Source organism: Staphylococcus kloosii (assembly GCF_003019255.1).
GTDB classification, from domain to species: Bacteria; Bacillota; Bacilli; order Staphylococcales; family Staphylococcaceae; genus Staphylococcus; species Staphylococcus kloosii.
This window is the reverse complement of sequence record NZ_CP027846.1, coordinates 1,184,297-1,201,701: the sequence shown is the minus strand read 5'-3', so window position 1 is coordinate 1,201,701 and position 17,405 is coordinate 1,184,297. Positions and strand designations below refer to the sequence as shown.

The following is a 17,405-nucleotide window of genomic DNA, read 5'->3' as shown; positions in this document are numbered from 1 at the left end:
AATTTATCATCGATGTTATAATCATCATATTACACAACTATTAATAATTGCAATTAATATAAAATTACATTAAAGTTACAATTTTGTCATATAAAGTAACTATAGGAGCGTAGTTAATCATGCAAGATGTAAAATCGGACATAATGACTCATAGAGGTTCTCATTTTGATTTGGGCGTCAAAACTGCTCAATGGATGCAACAAACCCCACTCTTAAAAAATAGAGAACAAGAATGGCGTAAACGTATGCCACGCTTTGATATCAATATAAATGAAACATATAATATTTTTCAACATTATGCCCCACACATATGGGAAGAAATTATGGGGATGCAAGAAGTGTTAAATTTACCTACTCGCCAGATGATATTAAACTTTGCACATTATCGTTTTACACCATTAAAAAATAGTGGTTGCACTGTTTTTCTCGGCAATGATTATATGGTTAGAAACTATGATTACCATCCGGCAACATACGATGCACGTTATTTATTATTCCAGCCAAATGATGGTGGTTTAGCGCAAATCGGTCCTACTTCACGCGTTACTGGTCGCATGGATGGTATGAACGAAGCAGGATTGGTTATGGCTTATAATTTTATGCATCGTAAACATCCTGGTGACGGTTTCGTCTGTTATATGATTGGACGCTTAGTATTAGAGTATTGTAAAGACGTACCTGAAGCAATCCAATTATTAAAATCATTACCACATAGAAGTTCTTTCAGTTATATTGTGATGGATAAAAATTTAAATCACGCTATTGTCGAAGTAACACCTAGAGGAATAGATGTTAGATATGATAAAACGTGTACGAACCATTTCAAGTTGCTCACACACGAAAATAGAAACTATACAAAAGAATCCAAAGATCGTTTAAATAGACTCATCGCCCACTCACCAGAGCAATTCTCAAAACATGAGGCGTTTAAACTTTTTAATAATCCAGATAACGAAATCTACAGCAAATTATTTAATAGTTGGTCTGGCACAATCCATACTAGTATGTACGAACCACAATCCATGTCGGCTTGGATTGCTTTAGGTGAAAATAATAAACCCACACAATTTAATTTCCAACATTGGTTAGATGGTCAATCACTAGAGCTACAAAATTTCACAGGTCACATAGATACAGATCTAACCTTTGCTACTTATTAATTAAAATGCTCCTTTCAAAGCAATACGCTTATGCGTACTTTGAAAAGAGCATTTTTTATTATTTAATATGGATATTGCCTGAATCTGTATAGAATTCTAAAACATTATCACTATTGCCAACTTTACCATTTTTAAAATATTTATTATCTACTTGTACTTTGCCGTCATCAGGATTTAATTTTAACAATGTATCTTTAGGTTTCGTTGCATAAGACATCAGGATATTTCCTTCGTTAGTCGATGCCTTAATATCGGAAGCACTTTTCATATGAGTCAATTTAATGTTACTACGTTTTGATAATAAAACCGCACTTTTTAGTAGTGAATCTTTTATATTAATTTCTCTAGTTGTTTTAATATCACTATTTTTAATAACACAATTGCTTAAATACACTGGAGCGGATTTAGAACGATATTTCAAATTTTCAAACTGCGCATTTTTAATGAATAAACCATCGCCACCGCTGTATGTCGTTTTAATATTAACTTTACCTAAATTTAAGTCACTAATATTAATTGTTTCCGAATTTAAATACATATTTAATGATTTTTCTTGTTTTTTAGGTACAGTAATAGTTAATTCACTATCCATTTTTTTAAATGGATTAAAGTTCAATCCATAATGATCTTCATTATTGTTTATTTCCTTAATTTTCAAATTACCATTTTGCTTATCTACTTTAATGTCTTTCGTACCTTTATAACTAATTGCCAAATCTTTACCATGTTTTACATTAACTTTTGCTAATTTCGTATTTACATTTAAATAATTAATCGTTTTATGGTCAAAATTTTCGTGAATTTTATTCGTTTTATTATCTTGCTTTTCAAATGTAAACCAGGAAATGCAGGCCAACGAAAAACAAATAACAAATAAAACCAATCCACTGATGAATAGCTTCTTCATTTAACTGCACTTCCCTTAATATTTTTTATGTTCCAACGTAAATATTTTAAAATAATACGATAGACTAACTCGGCTAGTTTTAAAATCAACACAAATAATACGATGCCTAGCCCTGAGTACGAAAAGGCAAATAAATAGTTGCTTAAAGCTAAACTAATATTGCCATTAATTAGTCCATGTACAATAAGTAAAACTGGTGAAATAAAAAATAACAAAGCGATTAATAATAATATAAACATAAAAAAAGCAACAAAAATCATAGGAATCAAAATAATAAGCAATGAGACAATACCCATACCTAATGAAGCCATAATTGCTTTAAAGATAGTTTGGGCATTTGTTCTATACTCAGCATAGCTAATAGCATTTTGAGCCATTATTTCTTTACCAATCACTTTTGGTGATTCTAACTCACCCATAATTTGATATTCATTTTTACCTTTTTGTTCTTCTTCAAAAAAATACTCTTCGTACTCATACATTTTTCTATCTCTATCTTTTCTAGGTAAATGATTGAGTTCTTGCTCGAGTTCATTCAAAAAAGTAATTTTATCCATAATACCAACCGCCGTTTAAATTTAATTATATTAATTCGTCTTAGCTTACTAAAAATTAAAATTTCACTAATATAGTAGAACTATTATTGTTTATAAAACTCAAACTTTTTAATTTTTTCATCTTTAATAACCGCAGATAATTTAATGCGATGTGTTTTATCCACATAAAGAATCAATTTGTATCCTTTACCTACTTTGCGCTCAGTAAAGTTACAACCTAACTTATGCTTTAATACCTTGAATGAATCATTAATATGTAAGTTATCGATAGTTTTAATATTTTGATCTCCGGTTAATGTAATTCCTTTTACTATTTTAGATTTCTTAGAAACCTTAACTACTAAATTAGGATGATTTACTTTGTTATAAAAAGTAAATCTATCAACTTTTATTTTATTATTCTTTTCATATCCTGATTGTTGAAATTGATCACCTACAGTAATACCATCTATTTCAAAAGAGGATAAATCAGTAGATTTTTCATCTTTTATATGTTGGCCAATTACTACTCCAACAACGCTCAGAACAAGAAAAATTATAAATATCATTGTTTTGATATATAAATTTTTGTTCATCAATATTTCACACTCCGACCTTATAATTTTAATATAGCATAGCCCATTTTCAGTTGCATCTCTCAACCTAATGCATTAATTTAAAAGGTTATTTTTTAAAAGTTTAAATAATTCCACATAATATATTAATTTGCTATAATAACATCAATATCTAAAGGGGGTTACATAATGACAAGCTTGAAAACTTATTTTAATGATAGTCAACCACTCAACGACTATATCGAACAAATGAGTGAAAATAAAGAAGATTTACTTACTATTTATAAATCATTTTCACTACCAGAAGACGATGATAGACTTACAAAAATTAAGTCATTAAATTATAGTAAAGTCTTAGTTATAACAGAAGACTGGTGCGGAGATGCTATGATGAATCTCCCTATATTAAAAAATATTGCTGAACAGTTAAACTTAGAGGTTCGTGTTTTCCATCGTGATGATGATACAAATTTAATCGATCAATATTTAACAAATGGAACTGCACGTAGTATTCCAATTTTCGTATTTCTAAATGACGACTATCAACAAGAAACGGTGTGGGGACCGCGTGCAAGACAAGCACAAAAATTTGTTGATGAAAGTCGTGCTCATTTACCTTCAAAAGATGATCCTACTTTTGAGGAACAATCGAATGAAGTTCACGCTATTATCTCTAATCGTTATAAAACTGACTCCCAATTATGGAAAGCAGTTTACGATTCGATAATAGAACAGCTTCTCCATAAATAACCTATTATAGACATGCGTGGGAAATAATATCATTTCTAAAGTCTAATAACAATTAAAAGCCCGTTAGATTATCTAATCTAACGAGCTTTTTTCCTATTAGCTGTATCTGTTAAATATCCTTTTTAGCCACGTAAAATAGATTGATAACAAATAAAATAATGATTGACGCACTAGAGATAAACCATTGCCAATGCGTAAATGTATAATCTCCAGAAGTTGTTTTATCAGTTAAATAACTAAATGGTATATATTTAAGTGAGTCATGAATATTGTCACCTATTTTAGGGATCATAGGGATAAATGGCTCAGCAAAAGGTACGATGAATACTAAGAATATTCCTAATGTAAAAATCAATGCCGCTTTTGGCACAATTAATGAGAATAAATATAACAGTATGCCATAAAACAGATGAAACACGATGTAAAAAACTAATAACTCTAAGAACTTGTTTGTTTCTACATTTTTACCGTCACAAATGTTTTGAACTACTAAGACAAAAATAGTTAATAATGCTGTCATAATTAAAGCAATTAAAACAATTGAAATAACTTTTGCAATTAAATAACCAATACGGCTACTTTTTTTATTCATAAATAATTGAATAGTACCTTGCGAAATATCACGTGTAATTGTTTTTATCACAAATAGTAAACCAACGATTGAGAAAAACCAACTACCAATAGATAAAATAGTATTACCATTAACTTTATCTAGTTGTTGCATAAATAACGCTGTCATACCACCTAATGCAAGATAAGTTAAGACAATTGCTAAATAAGTAAGCGGACTTCTCAAAATACTATAGATGTCATATTTTACCAATTGAATACTGTTCATTATTGGCCACCTCTCTGGTTGATATTAAAGTAAGTATCACGTAGCGAGCTCTTACGTGTTTCAATGTAAGTAGGATAAACGTCAATACTTGCTAAACCTTTTAATAATGACTGATAACTATTTTGTACTTTTAATATAATTTCATTTGAAGTTTGGTCAGACTGAATGAAATCACTATGGTCATTAATATAAGACAATGTTTTTTCAAAATCCGCAGCTTCTACTTTTACCACTGTAGAATCAGAAGTAGTTCCCTGCTTCATATTAATATCTTGAACAAATTGACCATCTCTTAAAAATATTGCTCTATCACAAATCAACTCAATATCTTCTAATTTATGACTAGAGATAAGAATTTTCATATCTAAATCGTTTACTAAGGATTGAATCGTAGTTAACACATCAATTGAACCATCTGGATCCATACCGTTCGTTGGTTCATCCAATATTAAATACTTTGGTTTGTTCATTAAAGAAACTGCAATTGCAAGTTTCTGTTTCATACCCATCGAATATTTTTTAACTTTTTTCTTAATATAGTCACGCATACCAAATGCATCTATAATGCGGTTGGCATATTGCTTATCAAATCCTTTACCTAGAACTTGAGCAAATAATTTCAAGTTATAAAGCCCCGATTTGTTGTTATATAATTTCGGATGTTCGATTAAATAACCTATATTTTCATCTTTAGCAATATCAACTTTCCCTTTGAAATTAATAATATTGCCGTTCATAACTTTCATTAAAGTTGTTTTACCAACGCCGTTTTTACCTATTAAACCTACAATTTTGCTATCTCCAAAGTCAAATTCAATATGATCTAAGACATTGTTACTACCATAGGTTTTAGTTATATCCTGCAGCTTCATAAGTTCCTCCTCGACACAATGATTTAGTATTTAATACAGTTCACTATTATAGATTAAACCTCAGTGATTTCAAATATACAATTAAAATTTATTAAAAATAAATAGAACAACATACATTTTTAATATGAAATTTTTAACTAGGACTACATACTATCATAAAAAATAGTGCTAGCAATACAGAAGGTTTAACTTCTATACTATTAGCACTAAATTTATTTTTTATTACGTTTTTTAAGTCGATCATTTCTTCTATTTATAAAAGCACAAATCATAAATAAAATTGCAGCGATAAGTAATTTTATTCCTGAAGATTCATTACCAGTAGCTTGTAAATAATAACCAGCTATAAAGACTACAATAGCGATAATGACAAATATTTTAGTTAGATGCTTCATTTTATTCACCTCGGTCATTTACATTTTATCAAAAATAGCACTCATTTTAAAATTTACTAAATGTAGCAACCTGTTCAGCGCTTTAATAAATAATTAACGTGTACTATTATTTAACTAATAACTATTTAGACCAATTATTTTCAAATTTGCCGAGTTTCCAAACTAATGTAGAAATTAGCCATGCAACTATAAATAAAACAACTAAAATATACCCTAAATAATCAAATTTAATAGCTTGCACATTAGACCAAAAAGCATTATTTAATTGTAATTTATCTGCAACCATTTGCAGCAATTCGATAATACCAATAATCAATGCCGCAATGACCGAAATTGCTGTAATTGTGATATTATAATAAATCTTACGTACTGGATTAAAGAACGCCCAATTATAAGCTGATTTCATCAATATTCCATCTAATGTATCGAGTAAACTCATACCTGCAGCAAATAAAATAGGTAACGCTAAAATGCCTATAAATGGTAATGCTTGTTGAGAAGCCCCAGAAGATAAAGCTAATAAAGCAATTTCACTCGCCGTATCAAAACCAAGACCAAATAAAAATCCTAATGGTAAAACATGCCAACTTTTATTAATTATCTTAAAATACGGTCCCACAAATCTAGTTATAAACCCTCTTGCCGCTAACAATTCGTCAATTTCTTCATTCTTTATATGTTGATGACGTAGTTTTATGAATAATTTAATTAAAGACACTAAAATAATTAAATTCAAGACCCCAATTAATAATAAGAATGCACCTGACACAATCGTGCCTACTGTACCACCTATATCTTGAAAATGTGGTAATTCTTGCTTTGCCCATTTTACCGATATTCCTAATAACACAGCCATGATAAAGACTACAGATGAATGACCAATTGAAAAATAAAAACCTACTCCTACAGGGTCTTTACGCTGTTGAATTAACTTACGCACAGTATTATCAATTGCAGCGATATGGTCTGCGTCAAAAGCATGTCTTAATCCTAAAGTATACGCCAGAAGACCCATACCGATTATAATTGGATGATCTTTTCCAACTATCCATAAAAAACTAAAACCTAATATATGTAGTACAATAACTATTAATATATAAGGCAACCAACTCATTTTATTCTGACCAAAAAGCTTCACACTGTTACCAACTCTCTATAACAATTTTGTAATTAATTAAAAAATATATTTTACAGAATAGTATAATTGTATAACTGGAAAACTACCGTAAACAAGTATTACTTATTCATAAAAAGATACTTAATTTAAAAAGCGTACATTATAACTTATCGCAAATGAATTGTTTGCACTAGAATAGAAGTAATGCTACACTAAAATTGTATCCACAGATTATACTACACAAACCCCAAGTCTGATTGCGCCAGACTTGGGGTTTTTTGTGCAAGGCCACTACTTATCTTTCCATTTGTTTTCTAACCAAATTCGAAAAACAACTAGCACACTCCCTGATAATAAAGTTGCCATTGCATCTTGCCACCACGTCATATACTACACCTCCTACAAAATTTGACATGCAGGATTTCGATGGCCTATCCATATTCTAACATAAAAAACAGAACATATGTTCGTATTTTAATCGATAAACTCTATTTTTTTAAATTAAATAGTGTGAAGACTTTAACTTTAATTCATTTCAAGATAATATAAGTAATAAGAATGAAATAGTAAAAGAGAGGTTGAGTCCAACATGAATCCTTTAGCCTTAGACTTAAATGAACAATTATCTAATGCAAAGCCAGAAATTGCGGATATGTTATCTGATCTAGGTAAATTAATGTATTATCCAAAAGGTATCTTATCACAATCCGCTGAAGCTAAATCAACACAATATAACGCTACAATCGGTATGGCTACATACAAAAATAGTAAAATGTATGCTGATACTTTAAATGGTGTTTTTAATCATTTAGAGCCTGATGATATATTCCCTTATGCTCCACCTCAAGGTATAGAATCGTTACGTGACTTATGGCAACAAAAGATGTTAAAAGAGAACCCTGATTTATCACAAACATCAATGAGTCGTCCTATATTAACGAACGCCTTAACACATGGTTTATCACTTGTCGGTGACTTATTTGTTAATAGCCAAGACACTATCCTTTTACCAGAACACAACTGGGGGAATTATAAATTAGTCTATTCAACAAGACATGCAGCTGAAATACAAACTTATTCAATCTTTGATGATGAAGGTCATTATTCTACAAAATCTTTAGTAGAAACTTTAGACAATTATGATCAAGAAAAAGTAATTTTAATACTTAACTATCCTAATAACCCTACTGGTTATACACCTACTAAAGATGAAGCTAAAACGATTGTTGAAGCGATTAAAAACCTAGCACAACGAGGCACTAACGTTATAGCTGTCGTTGACGATGCATATTATGGTTTGTTCTATGAAGATGTATTTACACAGTCTTTATTTACACCATTAACAAACTTACAATTAGATAATTTATTACCTATACGTTTAGACGGTGCTACAAAAGAATTTTTTGCTTGGGGATTACGTGTAGGTTTCCTAACTTTCGGATTACATGATGAAATTGCAAAATCAGTATTAGAGGCCAAAGTAAAAGGACTTATCAGAAGTAATATATCAAGTGGTCCAATGCCATCCCAAAGTGCAATAAAATATGTTTTAGAAAACAACGACAAATTCGATCAAGAAATTCAACATAACATAGATGTATTAGAAGCACGTTACAAAGTCACTAAAGAAGTTGTCTACGATGATAAATATGCAACATCTTGGCAACCATATGATTTTAACTCTGGTTATTTCATGGCTTTAAAAGTTCATGGTGTTGACCCAGAACAATTACGTGTTCACCTTATTGAGAAATATTCTATTGGTATTATCGCATTGAACGATACTGATATCCGTATAGCATTTAGTTGCGTAGAAAAAGACGATATTCCACATGTATTTGATGCAATTGATAAAGCGATCAAAGATTTACAAAATGCTTAATTAATATACAATAAGATTAGCTTTGTATCGATTTTGTATCGTGCTGATGCCTTGGGGAAGCGTATGAGTGAGAGGTTACAGGCTCAAACCATACTAACCTAAATCAAGGCAAGCAAGCACGACTAAATCTTAATAAATAAAAAATAAGCCTGAGACACTATAATGTCTCAAGCTTATTTTTTATTTATTTTTCTGATTTTAAAACTCTTGTCATTTCTTCAATTTTACCTGAATGCAATGGTATATGAATCGCATTTAAAGTAAGTAATTCATCTAATGTATTACAGCCAGCAATTGACTCAGGTAATTCTTGTTCTAATTGAATGTCAGTTAAATTTCTAGCACGTTCAGGTAATGTTTTAATATTTTTAATGATTTCATCGATAGATGGAACTTCTGTATCGCCCCACTCTTTAGGATTAGTTCCGTAACCAAATAGACTTGAATATAAATTAATATCTACTACATTTTGTTCACTTAGTGATAAGGCCGATTCAAAGATAGTCAATACATGACCGTATTGCCAATGCAATGTATTAGGGAATATCTCATTTTGATTATCAAGCACCTCTTCTACTCCCCATTTATCATATACAGATACGATATACTTCACACCCATATCGATTACATCAAAAACTGTTTTTTTCGTCATAACGTTGTCATCGTCCTTTCTTTAATAATAATATTAATAGCTAATTATGTTACTGTTTCAATTCTACAATAAATAAGTTTATATTGCCTTTTTAAGAGTTTATATTTTTAATGTAACTATAAATTTAATGTTTTTTAATATTTAATTAATACTATTTAGGTAGTTAGAATAATTCTAACAATCCCCCCTAATTAAATGATAAAAAGCATTTTTATTCTAGATATTATAAAACCATTTAAGCATAGCACAATAATCACGAAATGTTTATTTTTATTTTTTTGAAAAAGGTTGTATTTATGTTTATTGATTTGTATATTTAATTTAACTATTACTAATTTTTCAATGTCAAATGTACCTATTTAAAAATTGGGGAGGTAATATAATGACTTCACTTTTATCTTTATTATTAATATTAAGCTTTATATTCGCAGTTTATAACATGTATAAATATTTTATAACTCAGTATGGGCGCAATCCTAAAAATTTATACTGGGTTATAGGCTCATTATTGCTATTAATAGTAGTAGGAATAATATTACTCCAAATAATTTAGGAACTAATTCATAGTCCTTAAAGATGATAACTTTTTAAATAGATGATATACCTATTAAAGATTCAAAAGATTGGTTAGGAGATATAATACATACCCTAATATCTTAGTTAATAATACGAATTCATAAAAAGACGCCCTCCAAAGTATTAACTACTTTTAGAGAGCGTCTTATCTAATATTCTTTTATATTCCTATATCCATTAAGCAACCTATCATTACTTAGTGATATTACATCATACCTGGCATGCCGCCCATGCCTTGTTGTGGGTCGTTGTCGTCTTTGTCAGGAATGTTTGCTACAACCGCTTCTGTTGTTAAGAACATTGCTGCAACACTTGCTGCGTGTTGTAATGAAGAACGTGTTACTTTTGTTGGGTCAACAATACCTGCATCAAGCATGTTTACCCATTCATTTGTTGCTGCGTTAAATCCAACGCCGACTTCAGCATTTTTAAGTCTTTCAACAATAATTGAGCCTTCAAGACCGGCATTTTCAGCAATTTGTCTTACTGGTGCTTCTAATGCTTTTAAGACGATATTAATACCTGTCGCAATGTCGCCTTCAGCTTCTACGTCATTAACTTTATCGTAAATGTTCATAAATGCTGTTCCGCCACCTGCTACGATACCTTCTTCTACTGCTGCTCTAGTAGAGTTTAATGCATCTTCAATACGTAATTTACGCTCTTTAAGTTCAGTTTCACTAGCAGCACCAACACGAATAACTGCAACGCCGCCTGCTAATTTAGCTAAACGTTCTTGTAATTTTTCTTTATCAAATTCTGAATCAGTTTCTTCAATTTGTGATTTGATTTGGCTTACACGTGCATCAATGCTGTTTTGATCTCCGTCACCATTAACAACAGTTGTGTTGTCTTTAGTAATTTCTGCTTTGCTAGCAGTACCTAACATATCTAATGATGCTTCTTTAAGTTCTAAACCAAGATCGTCCGTAATAACTTGTGCACCTGTTAAGATTGCTAAGTCTTCTAACATTGCTTTACGACGATCACCAAATCCTGGCGCTTTAACTGCTACTGCAGTAAATGTGCCTCTCATACGGTTAAGTACGATGTTTGTAAGTGCGTCACCTTCAACTTCATCTGCAACAATTAAAATTGGACGGTTAGATTGCACTACTTGTTCTAATAAAGGTAAAACATCTTGGAAAGAAGAAATCTTTTTGTCCGTAATTAAGATATATGGATTCTCTAATTCTGCTACCATTTTATCAGAATCAGTTACCATATATGGAGATTGGTAACCTCTATCAAATTGCATACCTTCAACTACTTCTAATTCAGTATTAAAACCATTAGATTCTTCGATTGTAATAACACCGTCGTTACCAACTTTTTCCATTGCCTCAGAAATGTATTTACCAATTTCTTCATCAGCAGCAGAAATTGAACCTACTTGTGCGATTTCGTTTTTATTTTCAACTTTTTGAGAGATACCGTGTAAAGCTTCAATTGCTACTTCAACTGCTTTATCGATACCTTGTCTAATACCTACAGGGTTTGCACCACTTGTAACGTTTTTCAAACCTTCTTGAATCATAGCTTGTGCTAACACTGTTGCAGTAGTAGTACCGTCACCTGCAATTTCATTTGTTTTATTAGCTACTTCTTGTACTAATTTAGCACCCATATTTTCGTATGGATCTTCTAATTCAATTTCTTTCGCAATCGTCACACCATCGTTAGTGATTAATGGTGAAGTATATTCTTTATCAAGGACTACGTTACGGCCTTTTGGACCGATTGTTACTTTTACTGCATTTGCTAACTTGTCAACACCACGTAACATTGCTTGACGTGCGTCTTCTGAGAATTTCAAGTCTTTTGCCATAATTTTTTAAACCTCCGTGTTGTCATTCTTAATAATTGTGCTTACAATCTTTATTATTCAATAACAGCTAAAATGTCATCTTCATTTAAAATTAAATAAGTATCATCGCCGCGCTTAACTTCTGTACCAGCATATTGTTGGAATACGACGTTATCGCCTTCTTTTACTTCAGGAGCAACTCGTGTACCATTTTCTAGTAAACGGCCTGCACCAACTGCAATTATTTTTCCTTCATTTGATTTTTCTTTAGCGCTATCTGTTAATACAATACCACTTTTTGTTGTTTGTTCTTGTTCTACTTTTTCAATAATTACTCGGTTACCTAATGGTTTTAACATTAATTGTTCCTCCTTGTGTTTCATAACATTTAGCACTTCTCTATCTAGAGTGCTAATACAATTTTTATAATAATCAAATTTGGTCAATATTTCAAGCGAAAAGTATTTCATTATGATTTATTTTGTATAGCGTGGCTATTTAAGCTAAAATAAGACATATTAATAATTTTTGGAGGTTCACGATGTCACGTTTATGGGTATCCATATTCACCTTAGTTATTTACGGACTCGCACAAGTCGGTCCAATCATTTTAAAAGCTGCAGGTGTCTTTAATAGTTTTAGTAATAAATCTCAAGCATATGCAATCATATTTAGCCAAGTTATCCTATTTATTCTTGCAGCAATCATAATTACATTTTTACATATTAAAATTTCTAATCCAACTAAATTAGAGTTACAAACTAAAGAACGTAAAAGATACATTGTTTTATGGGCGATTGGTGGATTTTTCATAGTTATGATTTACCAAATATTTGCGGGTATGATTAATATTTATGTCTTAGGTGCACCAAATCAAAGCCCGAATACTGAAAGAATTATGGCTATCGCTAGAAAAGTGCCACTATTTATTATTTTAATTTCTGTAGTTGGCCCTATCTTAGAAGAATACGTTTTTCGTAAAGTTATTTTCGGAGAATTGTATAATGTCATTAAAGGAAACAAAACCATTAAATTTATTATTGCTGGTGTCGTTAGTGCAACACTATTTGCTTTAGCTCATAGTGACCCTGCTTTCTTTATTATTTATTTTGGAATGGGTTTAATTTTCGCTGGATTTTATGTTTATACTAAGCGTATTTGGGTCCCTATACTTATTCACGTCTTTCAAAATGGTCTAGTAGTTATCATTCAAGTATTGGTCGGTCCTGAAAAAATTAAAGAAATGCAAAATGCAACTTCATTTATCATTCACTTTATTAATTAAAAAAACATCTTAAATAATCCAAAAGCGGATTATTTAAGATGTTTCTTTTTATTAAAATATCTGTCTCTAGTTGTTTTGACGAAATATGCAACAATGACACCAATGAAAATAATAAACATAGTAGCTATTAAAGCAAATAAAGCACGTTCAAATTTTAAATTATTATCTTGTGCTTCACTTTCTTTTTTAGTCGTCGTCAATTCATTTTCATCGCTTTTTTCGTATTCATATGAACCTTGTGATTTGTTTTCTTTCGGTGATTTTAAATCCGGCATAGAACCTATCTCACCTGTGATTAAAGCCAAGACTTGCTTATCTAAATTTTTGTAATACGCATCAAATTTAATTGGATTAAAATATTGGAATTTAAAGTAATTTGTTCCGCGTTGTAATGCATTTAAATAAGAATTATCATTAAAAGATTTTTTAGATACTACCTGATCAATTTGATTTTCAGAAACTTGCTGCTTATCTTTGTCTAGATTTTTTACTTGGCTAACAACATAAGGGTTATATTTAAATGAACCCGGTGCTACTTTTTGAAACTTATTCATAACATTATCGTCATTATGTTGATTGTTATATTGTGGTTCATCATTATAATTATTTGATTTATTAGCATCGTTATTTTTGTTTTTGACACTATTACTATTTTTAGCAGTCTGATTATTATTGTTGTTACTCCAATAATAATAATTTTGATTATTACTTTGGTTTCTATTCACTTGTTGTTTGTTGTTATTCGTACTATATGTGTTGTTTTTATTATCATTACGATAATTTTTATTGCTATTTGTACCTTTATAATAATATTGATTATTACTCGGTTTAGCATAATTGTTATTAGAGCCTGAACCTGATTGCCAACTATATTGATAATGAGATTGACCATTGCTTGAATAATTTCCGGTTTGGTTATTATTCATAGCACCATTATTATTTGTTTGTTGGTTTTGAGAACTACCCCCTCCTGAACCGCCACCATAATGATTTGCTGCAGTATTGTTATTCGGGTTTGGATTATATCCCGAATTATTACCAGAATTTGGATAATAACCTTCATTACTGCCGTTTGTATTACCACCTGTATTATTGGTATTACTGCCGTCAGCTGTATTATTACCATCAGAGGTATTGTTCGATGGTCCCCCACCGCCAGAACCTCCACCAGATCCACCACTATTAGTAGTATCACTATCGTCAGTAGTATCTTCTTTTGTCGGATAATTTTTATTATCTTTACTATCTTGAGCGTCGTCTTTCTTCTTATCTTCTGATGTATTGTTGTCAATTGAACTATTTTCTTCCTGATTTGGGTCGTCGTTTGTATTATCTTGCCCTGTATCAGTTGAGTTACTATTATCCGTATTATTTTCTGATGTATCATTACTTACATCATTTTGTGCTGCACTACTATTTTCTTCATTTTTATTAGACGAATCATCAGTAGTTTCATTAATACTACTATTTTCTTCTTGTTGCGATTCATTTTCTGTTGGTGATGTAGTTACACTTTCATTGCTAGCATCATTATCTGACGTACTACTACTTTCATTAGTATTAGTTGATGATGACTCTGTAGCACCGTGTATAGGTGAAGTGAACATTGATACACTTAAGCATAATGCCACACTTGAAGTCATTAATTTTTTACGCTTGATATATTTCAACTTTATCACTCACCTACCTCTTTAATATATTTATTATTAGTATATTAGAAATAACGTTATTTTTCATCTTTATTCAGAAATTGCAAAGTAATATTAATATAATTGAGAATTAATGTAAATCATTATTTACTTTTAACGATATATTTATTATACTAGGTATATATAATAAATAAAAATTAAGGAGTTAATAACAATGGGAATTTTTAAAAGTGATAAAAGTAACTTATCTTCATTTCAAAATGCAGTAGAAAACAGACGTACGATTTATAATTTAGAACAAGAGATTTCAATTTCAGATAAACAATTAGAGGAAATTATCGCACATGCGATTAAACATGTCCCTTCTTCTTTTAATTCACAATCTACACGTATCGTTTTATTACTTAACGATAATAATGATAAATTCTGGGAAATTGCTAAAGAAACACTTAAAAACAAAATGGGTGCAGATAGAGACTTCCAACCAACTGCAGATAAAATTGATAACTTTAAACATTCTTACGGTACGATTTTATTCTATGAAGATGAAGAAGTTATTGAAGGTTTACAAAATCAAATGCCAAATTACGCTGAAAACTTCTCAATTTGGTCTACACAAACAAATGCAATGCACCAATTTGCAATATGGACAGCATTAAGCACTGAAGGTATTGGCGCTTCTTTACAACACTACAATCCATTAGTTGACACTGCAGTAACTGAAGCATTTGATATACCTAAAAACTGGAACTTAATGGCACAAATGCCTTTTGGTAACATTAGACAAGAAGCTGGTGAAAAATCATTTAATGATGTTGATGCACGTTTCTTAGTACGTAAATAATAAACAACTACACGAACTAAAGCTAAAACTCTACTTATGAGTTTTAGCTTTTTTTATTTTACTTAGGTTGCCTTTTTGTATAAAGGGTAATTAAATAAATATATACAATTTAAGTAAAGGATGTTAAAGATATGGACATTAAAGTATTCCAACTAAAAATTGAACCTGCTGATGTATCTTATAACGAAGAAAATATAACAGCATGGTTTAATAGACACGTGCAACCAGATACAGATGTCGTCGTTTTGCCAGAAATGTGGAATAATGGCTACGCATTATCACAACTCGACATTTTAGCCGACGATAATTTAACTCGAAGCTATAAGTTCATTAAAAATTTAGCATTACAATTCGATGTTGATATTGTAGCTGGATCGGTTTCTAACAAAAGAAATAATCAAGTATACAATACCGCATTTACCGTACTTAAAGACGGTAGTTTAGTTAATGTATATGATAAGGTACATCTTGTACCTATGTTAAATGAGCCTACTTATTTAGCACCTGGTGAAGCAGTACCAGAACCTTATCAATTAAGTGATGGTACACAAAGTACACAAATTATTTGTTATGACTTAAGATTTCCTGAACTACTACGTTATCCAGCTGCAGAAGGCTGTGACATAGCCTTTTATGTTGCCCAATGGCCACAAGCCCGATTAAAACATTGGCAGTCATTGTTACAAGCTAGAGCAATAGAAAATGATATGTATATTGTAGGATGTAATGCCTGTGGTGACGATGGCAGTACACAGTATGCTGGTCATTCAATGGTAGTTGATCCGAACGGAGAAATTTTAGAAGAAGTAGGTTCAACTGAAAAATGCATTACTCTATCTTTAGATTTAGATAAGGTAAAACAACAACGCAAAGCTATTCCTGTATTTGAAAATAGAAGAAAAGAGTTATATAAATAAATAAACATAAAAATAAAAACCGTGAGCTTGGGAGGGACTCACGGTTTTTTTAACTTATTATTAAGGGAATGTTTTACAGTTATTTCTCTATCTATTTTTGGGGATGTTATTAATTATGAAAAAATTTAGTGAATCTACCGTCAGTTAGAACGGCAAATTGAATGATGTTTACGATAGCTTACATGTTACTACTTAAATTACCTCTGTTATAGGTAATTATTTAAATGACACTAGAATAAATTGTTTAATCAAAATAATTATGAATACAGTTATTATAGGGAAAGCTTAAATTTTAAGCGAATGTCAAACTGAGTCCAAAATTAATTCACTAAACCACCAATCGAGTCTATGATGTTTTTTGTCACAACAACAACTCCTTTAAACATATTACAAAGATTAACAAATACTATCTAAATCATTGATAAATCTTATACTATATGAAGTATAATAATCTTCAAGAATAGATTATTTATAAAACTTCTGCTCTTAAGCTTTATAAATCTGAATAAATCACTAGTAAATATTATTCAAGTATTTAGTATCTCTTTGTGATACAACTACATTAAAACACGTAAATACACTTTTGAGTTCCAAAATGTCCAACTCGTTATTTTTTATTCCTAACTGTTCATCTGATGAGTTA

18 protein-coding genes are annotated in these 17,405 nt (G+C 30.5%); 6 read left to right on the top strand and 12 right to left on the bottom strand.

Annotated features, from left to right (window positions below; genetic code table 11):
- Positions 1 to 119 precede the first annotated feature (119 nt).
- Entirely contained in the window at positions 120 to 1,160 is a 1,041-nt protein-coding gene (locus tag C7J89_RS05865; RefSeq protein WP_103295290.1) for a C45 family autoproteolytic acyltransferase/hydrolase, read from the top strand.
- Between the two features lie 58 nt (positions 1,161 to 1,218).
- On the opposite strand, the gene C7J89_RS05860 is transcribed toward C7J89_RS05865, so the two are convergent.
- The 3 genes from C7J89_RS05860 to C7J89_RS05850 all read right to left on the bottom strand — a co-directional run bounded on the left by C7J89_RS05860 (position 1,219) and on the right by C7J89_RS05850 (position 3,202).
- Complete coding sequence (locus C7J89_RS05860) at positions 1,219 to 2,067, bottom strand: DUF4097 family beta strand repeat-containing protein (RefSeq protein ID WP_103295291.1); 849 nt, start codon at positions 2,065 to 2,067, stop codon at positions 1,219 to 1,221.
- Positions 2,064 to 2,624: an HAAS signaling domain-containing protein gene (locus tag C7J89_RS05855; protein ID WP_061855600.1), complete on the bottom strand. Its 561-nt coding sequence runs from the start codon at positions 2,622 to 2,624 to the stop codon at positions 2,064 to 2,066. The genes C7J89_RS05860 and C7J89_RS05855 overlap by 4 nt, the downstream gene beginning before the upstream one ends.
- 83 nt (positions 2,625 to 2,707) lie before the next feature.
- The gene (locus tag C7J89_RS05850; RefSeq protein WP_142758784.1) at positions 2,708 to 3,202 is read right to left on the bottom strand and encodes a hypothetical protein; all 495 of its coding nucleotides are present in this window, start codon (positions 3,200 to 3,202) and stop codon (positions 2,708 to 2,710) included.
- A 165-nt stretch (positions 3,203 to 3,367) separates the two neighbouring features.
- Here C7J89_RS05850 and C7J89_RS05845 point away from each other — a divergent pair, with 165 nt between their 5' ends.
- Positions 3,368 to 3,928 carry a thioredoxin family protein gene (locus C7J89_RS05845; protein WP_061855598.1) on the top strand — a complete coding sequence of 187 codons (561 nt, stop codon included), beginning with the start codon at positions 3,368 to 3,370 and terminating at the stop codon, positions 3,926 to 3,928.
- Between the two features lie 109 nt (positions 3,929 to 4,037).
- Here C7J89_RS05845 and pmtD read toward each other — a convergent pair whose 3' ends face one another.
- The 5 genes from pmtD to C7J89_RS13580 all read right to left on the bottom strand — a co-directional run bounded on the left by pmtD (position 4,038) and on the right by C7J89_RS13580 (position 7,537).
- On the bottom strand, positions 4,038 to 4,766 hold the full coding sequence (pmtD, locus tag C7J89_RS05840; RefSeq protein WP_103295292.1) for a phenol-soluble modulin export ABC transporter permease subunit PmtD: 729 nt from the start codon (positions 4,764 to 4,766) through the stop codon (positions 4,038 to 4,040).
- Positions 4,766 to 5,638 (bottom strand): phenol-soluble modulin export ABC transporter ATP-binding protein PmtC, encoded by an 873-nt coding sequence (gene pmtC / locus C7J89_RS05835; RefSeq protein WP_103295293.1) that lies wholly within the window; start codon positions 5,636 to 5,638, stop codon positions 4,766 to 4,768. Before pmtC ends, pmtD begins: the two co-directional genes overlap by 1 nt.
- Before the next feature lie 212 nt (positions 5,639 to 5,850).
- Positions 5,851 to 6,033 carry an SE1626 family protein gene (locus C7J89_RS05830; RefSeq protein WP_061855595.1) on the bottom strand — a complete coding sequence of 61 codons (183 nt, stop codon included), beginning with the start codon at positions 6,031 to 6,033 and terminating at the stop codon, positions 5,851 to 5,853.
- Between the two features lie 121 nt (positions 6,034 to 6,154).
- Complete coding sequence (locus C7J89_RS05825) at positions 6,155 to 7,147, bottom strand: HoxN/HupN/NixA family nickel/cobalt transporter (protein WP_061855659.1); 993 nt, start codon at positions 7,145 to 7,147, stop codon at positions 6,155 to 6,157.
- 294 nt (positions 7,148 to 7,441) lie between these two features.
- Complete coding sequence (locus C7J89_RS13580; protein WP_407697222.1) at positions 7,442 to 7,537, bottom strand: Trp-rich small protein; 96 nt, start codon at positions 7,535 to 7,537, stop codon at positions 7,442 to 7,444.
- Positions 7,538 to 7,739: 202 nt separating this feature from the next.
- On the opposite strand from C7J89_RS13580, the gene C7J89_RS05820 reads away from it, so the two are divergent.
- Positions 7,740 to 9,032 (top strand): aminotransferase class I/II-fold pyridoxal phosphate-dependent enzyme, encoded by a 1,293-nt coding sequence (locus C7J89_RS05820; RefSeq protein ID WP_103295294.1) that lies wholly within the window; start codon positions 7,740 to 7,742, stop codon positions 9,030 to 9,032.
- 184 nt (positions 9,033 to 9,216) lie between these two features.
- Here C7J89_RS05820 and C7J89_RS05815 read toward each other — a convergent pair whose 3' ends face one another.
- From C7J89_RS05815 to groES, 3 genes are all read right to left on the bottom strand, one after another.
- A complete protein-coding gene (locus C7J89_RS05815) occupies positions 9,217 to 9,684 on the bottom strand; it encodes a bacillithiol transferase BstA (protein ID WP_103295295.1) in 468 nt (155 codons plus the stop codon).
- Between the two features lie 781 nt (positions 9,685 to 10,465).
- Positions 10,466 to 12,088 carry a chaperonin GroEL gene (gene groL, locus C7J89_RS05810; RefSeq protein ID WP_103295296.1) on the bottom strand — a complete coding sequence of 541 codons (1,623 nt, stop codon included), beginning with the start codon at positions 12,086 to 12,088 and terminating at the stop codon, positions 10,466 to 10,468.
- Between the two features lie 53 nt (positions 12,089 to 12,141).
- Positions 12,142 to 12,426 carry a co-chaperone GroES gene (gene groES, locus C7J89_RS05805; RefSeq protein ID WP_048793290.1) on the bottom strand — a complete coding sequence of 95 codons (285 nt, stop codon included), beginning with the start codon at positions 12,424 to 12,426 and terminating at the stop codon, positions 12,142 to 12,144.
- 182 nt (positions 12,427 to 12,608) lie between these two features.
- Here groES and mroQ point away from each other — a divergent pair, with 182 nt between their 5' ends.
- Positions 12,609 to 13,352, top strand: coding sequence for an intramembrane glutamic endopeptidase MroQ (gene mroQ / locus C7J89_RS05800; RefSeq protein ID WP_103295297.1), 744 nt, complete (start codon positions 12,609 to 12,611; stop codon positions 13,350 to 13,352).
- A gap of 29 nt (positions 13,353 to 13,381) precedes the next feature.
- Here the strand turns inward: mroQ and C7J89_RS05795 are convergent, their stop codons facing one another.
- Entirely contained in the window at positions 13,382 to 15,031 is a 1,650-nt protein-coding gene (locus C7J89_RS05795) for an SdrH family protein (protein WP_106884393.1), read from the bottom strand.
- Between the two features lie 184 nt (positions 15,032 to 15,215).
- Between C7J89_RS05795 and C7J89_RS05790 the strand changes: the two genes are divergently transcribed.
- On the top strand, positions 15,216 to 15,845 hold the full coding sequence (locus C7J89_RS05790; protein WP_061855586.1) for a nitroreductase family protein: 630 nt from the start codon (positions 15,216 to 15,218) through the stop codon (positions 15,843 to 15,845).
- A gap of 131 nt (positions 15,846 to 15,976) precedes the next feature.
- On the top strand, positions 15,977 to 16,762 hold the full coding sequence (locus tag C7J89_RS05785) for a carbon-nitrogen family hydrolase (protein ID WP_103295299.1): 786 nt from the start codon (positions 15,977 to 15,979) through the stop codon (positions 16,760 to 16,762).
- Positions 16,763 to 17,405 lie beyond the last annotated feature (643 nt).

Coding starts and splice junctions, on each gene's coding strand:
- groES (WP_048793290.1), bottom strand. CDS start 12,426: ATGTTAAAACCATTAGGTAACCGAGTAATTATTGAAAAAGTAGAACAA.
- C7J89_RS05815 (WP_103295295.1), bottom strand. CDS start 9,684: ATGACGAAAAAAACAGTTTTTGATGTAATCGATATGGGTGTGAAGTAT.
- C7J89_RS05830 (WP_061855595.1), bottom strand. CDS start 6,033: ATGAAGCATCTAACTAAAATATTTGTCATTATCGCTATTGTAGTCTTT.
- C7J89_RS05790 (WP_061855586.1), top strand. CDS start 15,216: ATGGGAATTTTTAAAAGTGATAAAAGTAACTTATCTTCATTTCAAAAT.
- C7J89_RS05820 (WP_103295294.1), top strand. CDS start 7,740: ATGAATCCTTTAGCCTTAGACTTAAATGAACAATTATCTAATGCAAAG.
- C7J89_RS13580 (WP_407697222.1), bottom strand. CDS start 7,537: ATGACGTGGTGGCAAGATGCAATGGCAACTTTATTATCAGGGAGTGTG.
- pmtD (WP_103295292.1), bottom strand. CDS start 4,766: ATGAACAGTATTCAATTGGTAAAATATGACATCTATAGTATTTTGAGA.
- C7J89_RS05865 (WP_103295290.1), top strand. CDS start 120: ATGCAAGATGTAAAATCGGACATAATGACTCATAGAGGTTCTCATTTT.
- C7J89_RS05825 (WP_061855659.1), bottom strand. CDS start 7,147: ATGAGTTGGTTGCCTTATATATTAATAGTTATTGTACTACATATATTA.
- C7J89_RS05845 (WP_061855598.1), top strand. CDS start 3,368: ATGACAAGCTTGAAAACTTATTTTAATGATAGTCAACCACTCAACGAC.
- groL (WP_103295296.1), bottom strand. CDS start 12,088: ATGGCAAAAGACTTGAAATTCTCAGAAGACGCACGTCAAGCAATGTTA.
- C7J89_RS05855 (WP_061855600.1), bottom strand. CDS start 2,624: ATGGATAAAATTACTTTTTTGAATGAACTCGAGCAAGAACTCAATCAT.
- C7J89_RS05860 (WP_103295291.1), bottom strand. CDS start 2,067: ATGAAGAAGCTATTCATCAGTGGATTGGTTTTATTTGTTATTTGTTTT.
- C7J89_RS05785 (WP_103295299.1), top strand. CDS start 15,977: ATGGACATTAAAGTATTCCAACTAAAAATTGAACCTGCTGATGTATCT.
- pmtC (WP_103295293.1), bottom strand. CDS start 5,638: ATGAAGCTGCAGGATATAACTAAAACCTATGGTAGTAACAATGTCTTA.
- mroQ (WP_103295297.1), top strand. CDS start 12,609: ATGTCACGTTTATGGGTATCCATATTCACCTTAGTTATTTACGGACTC.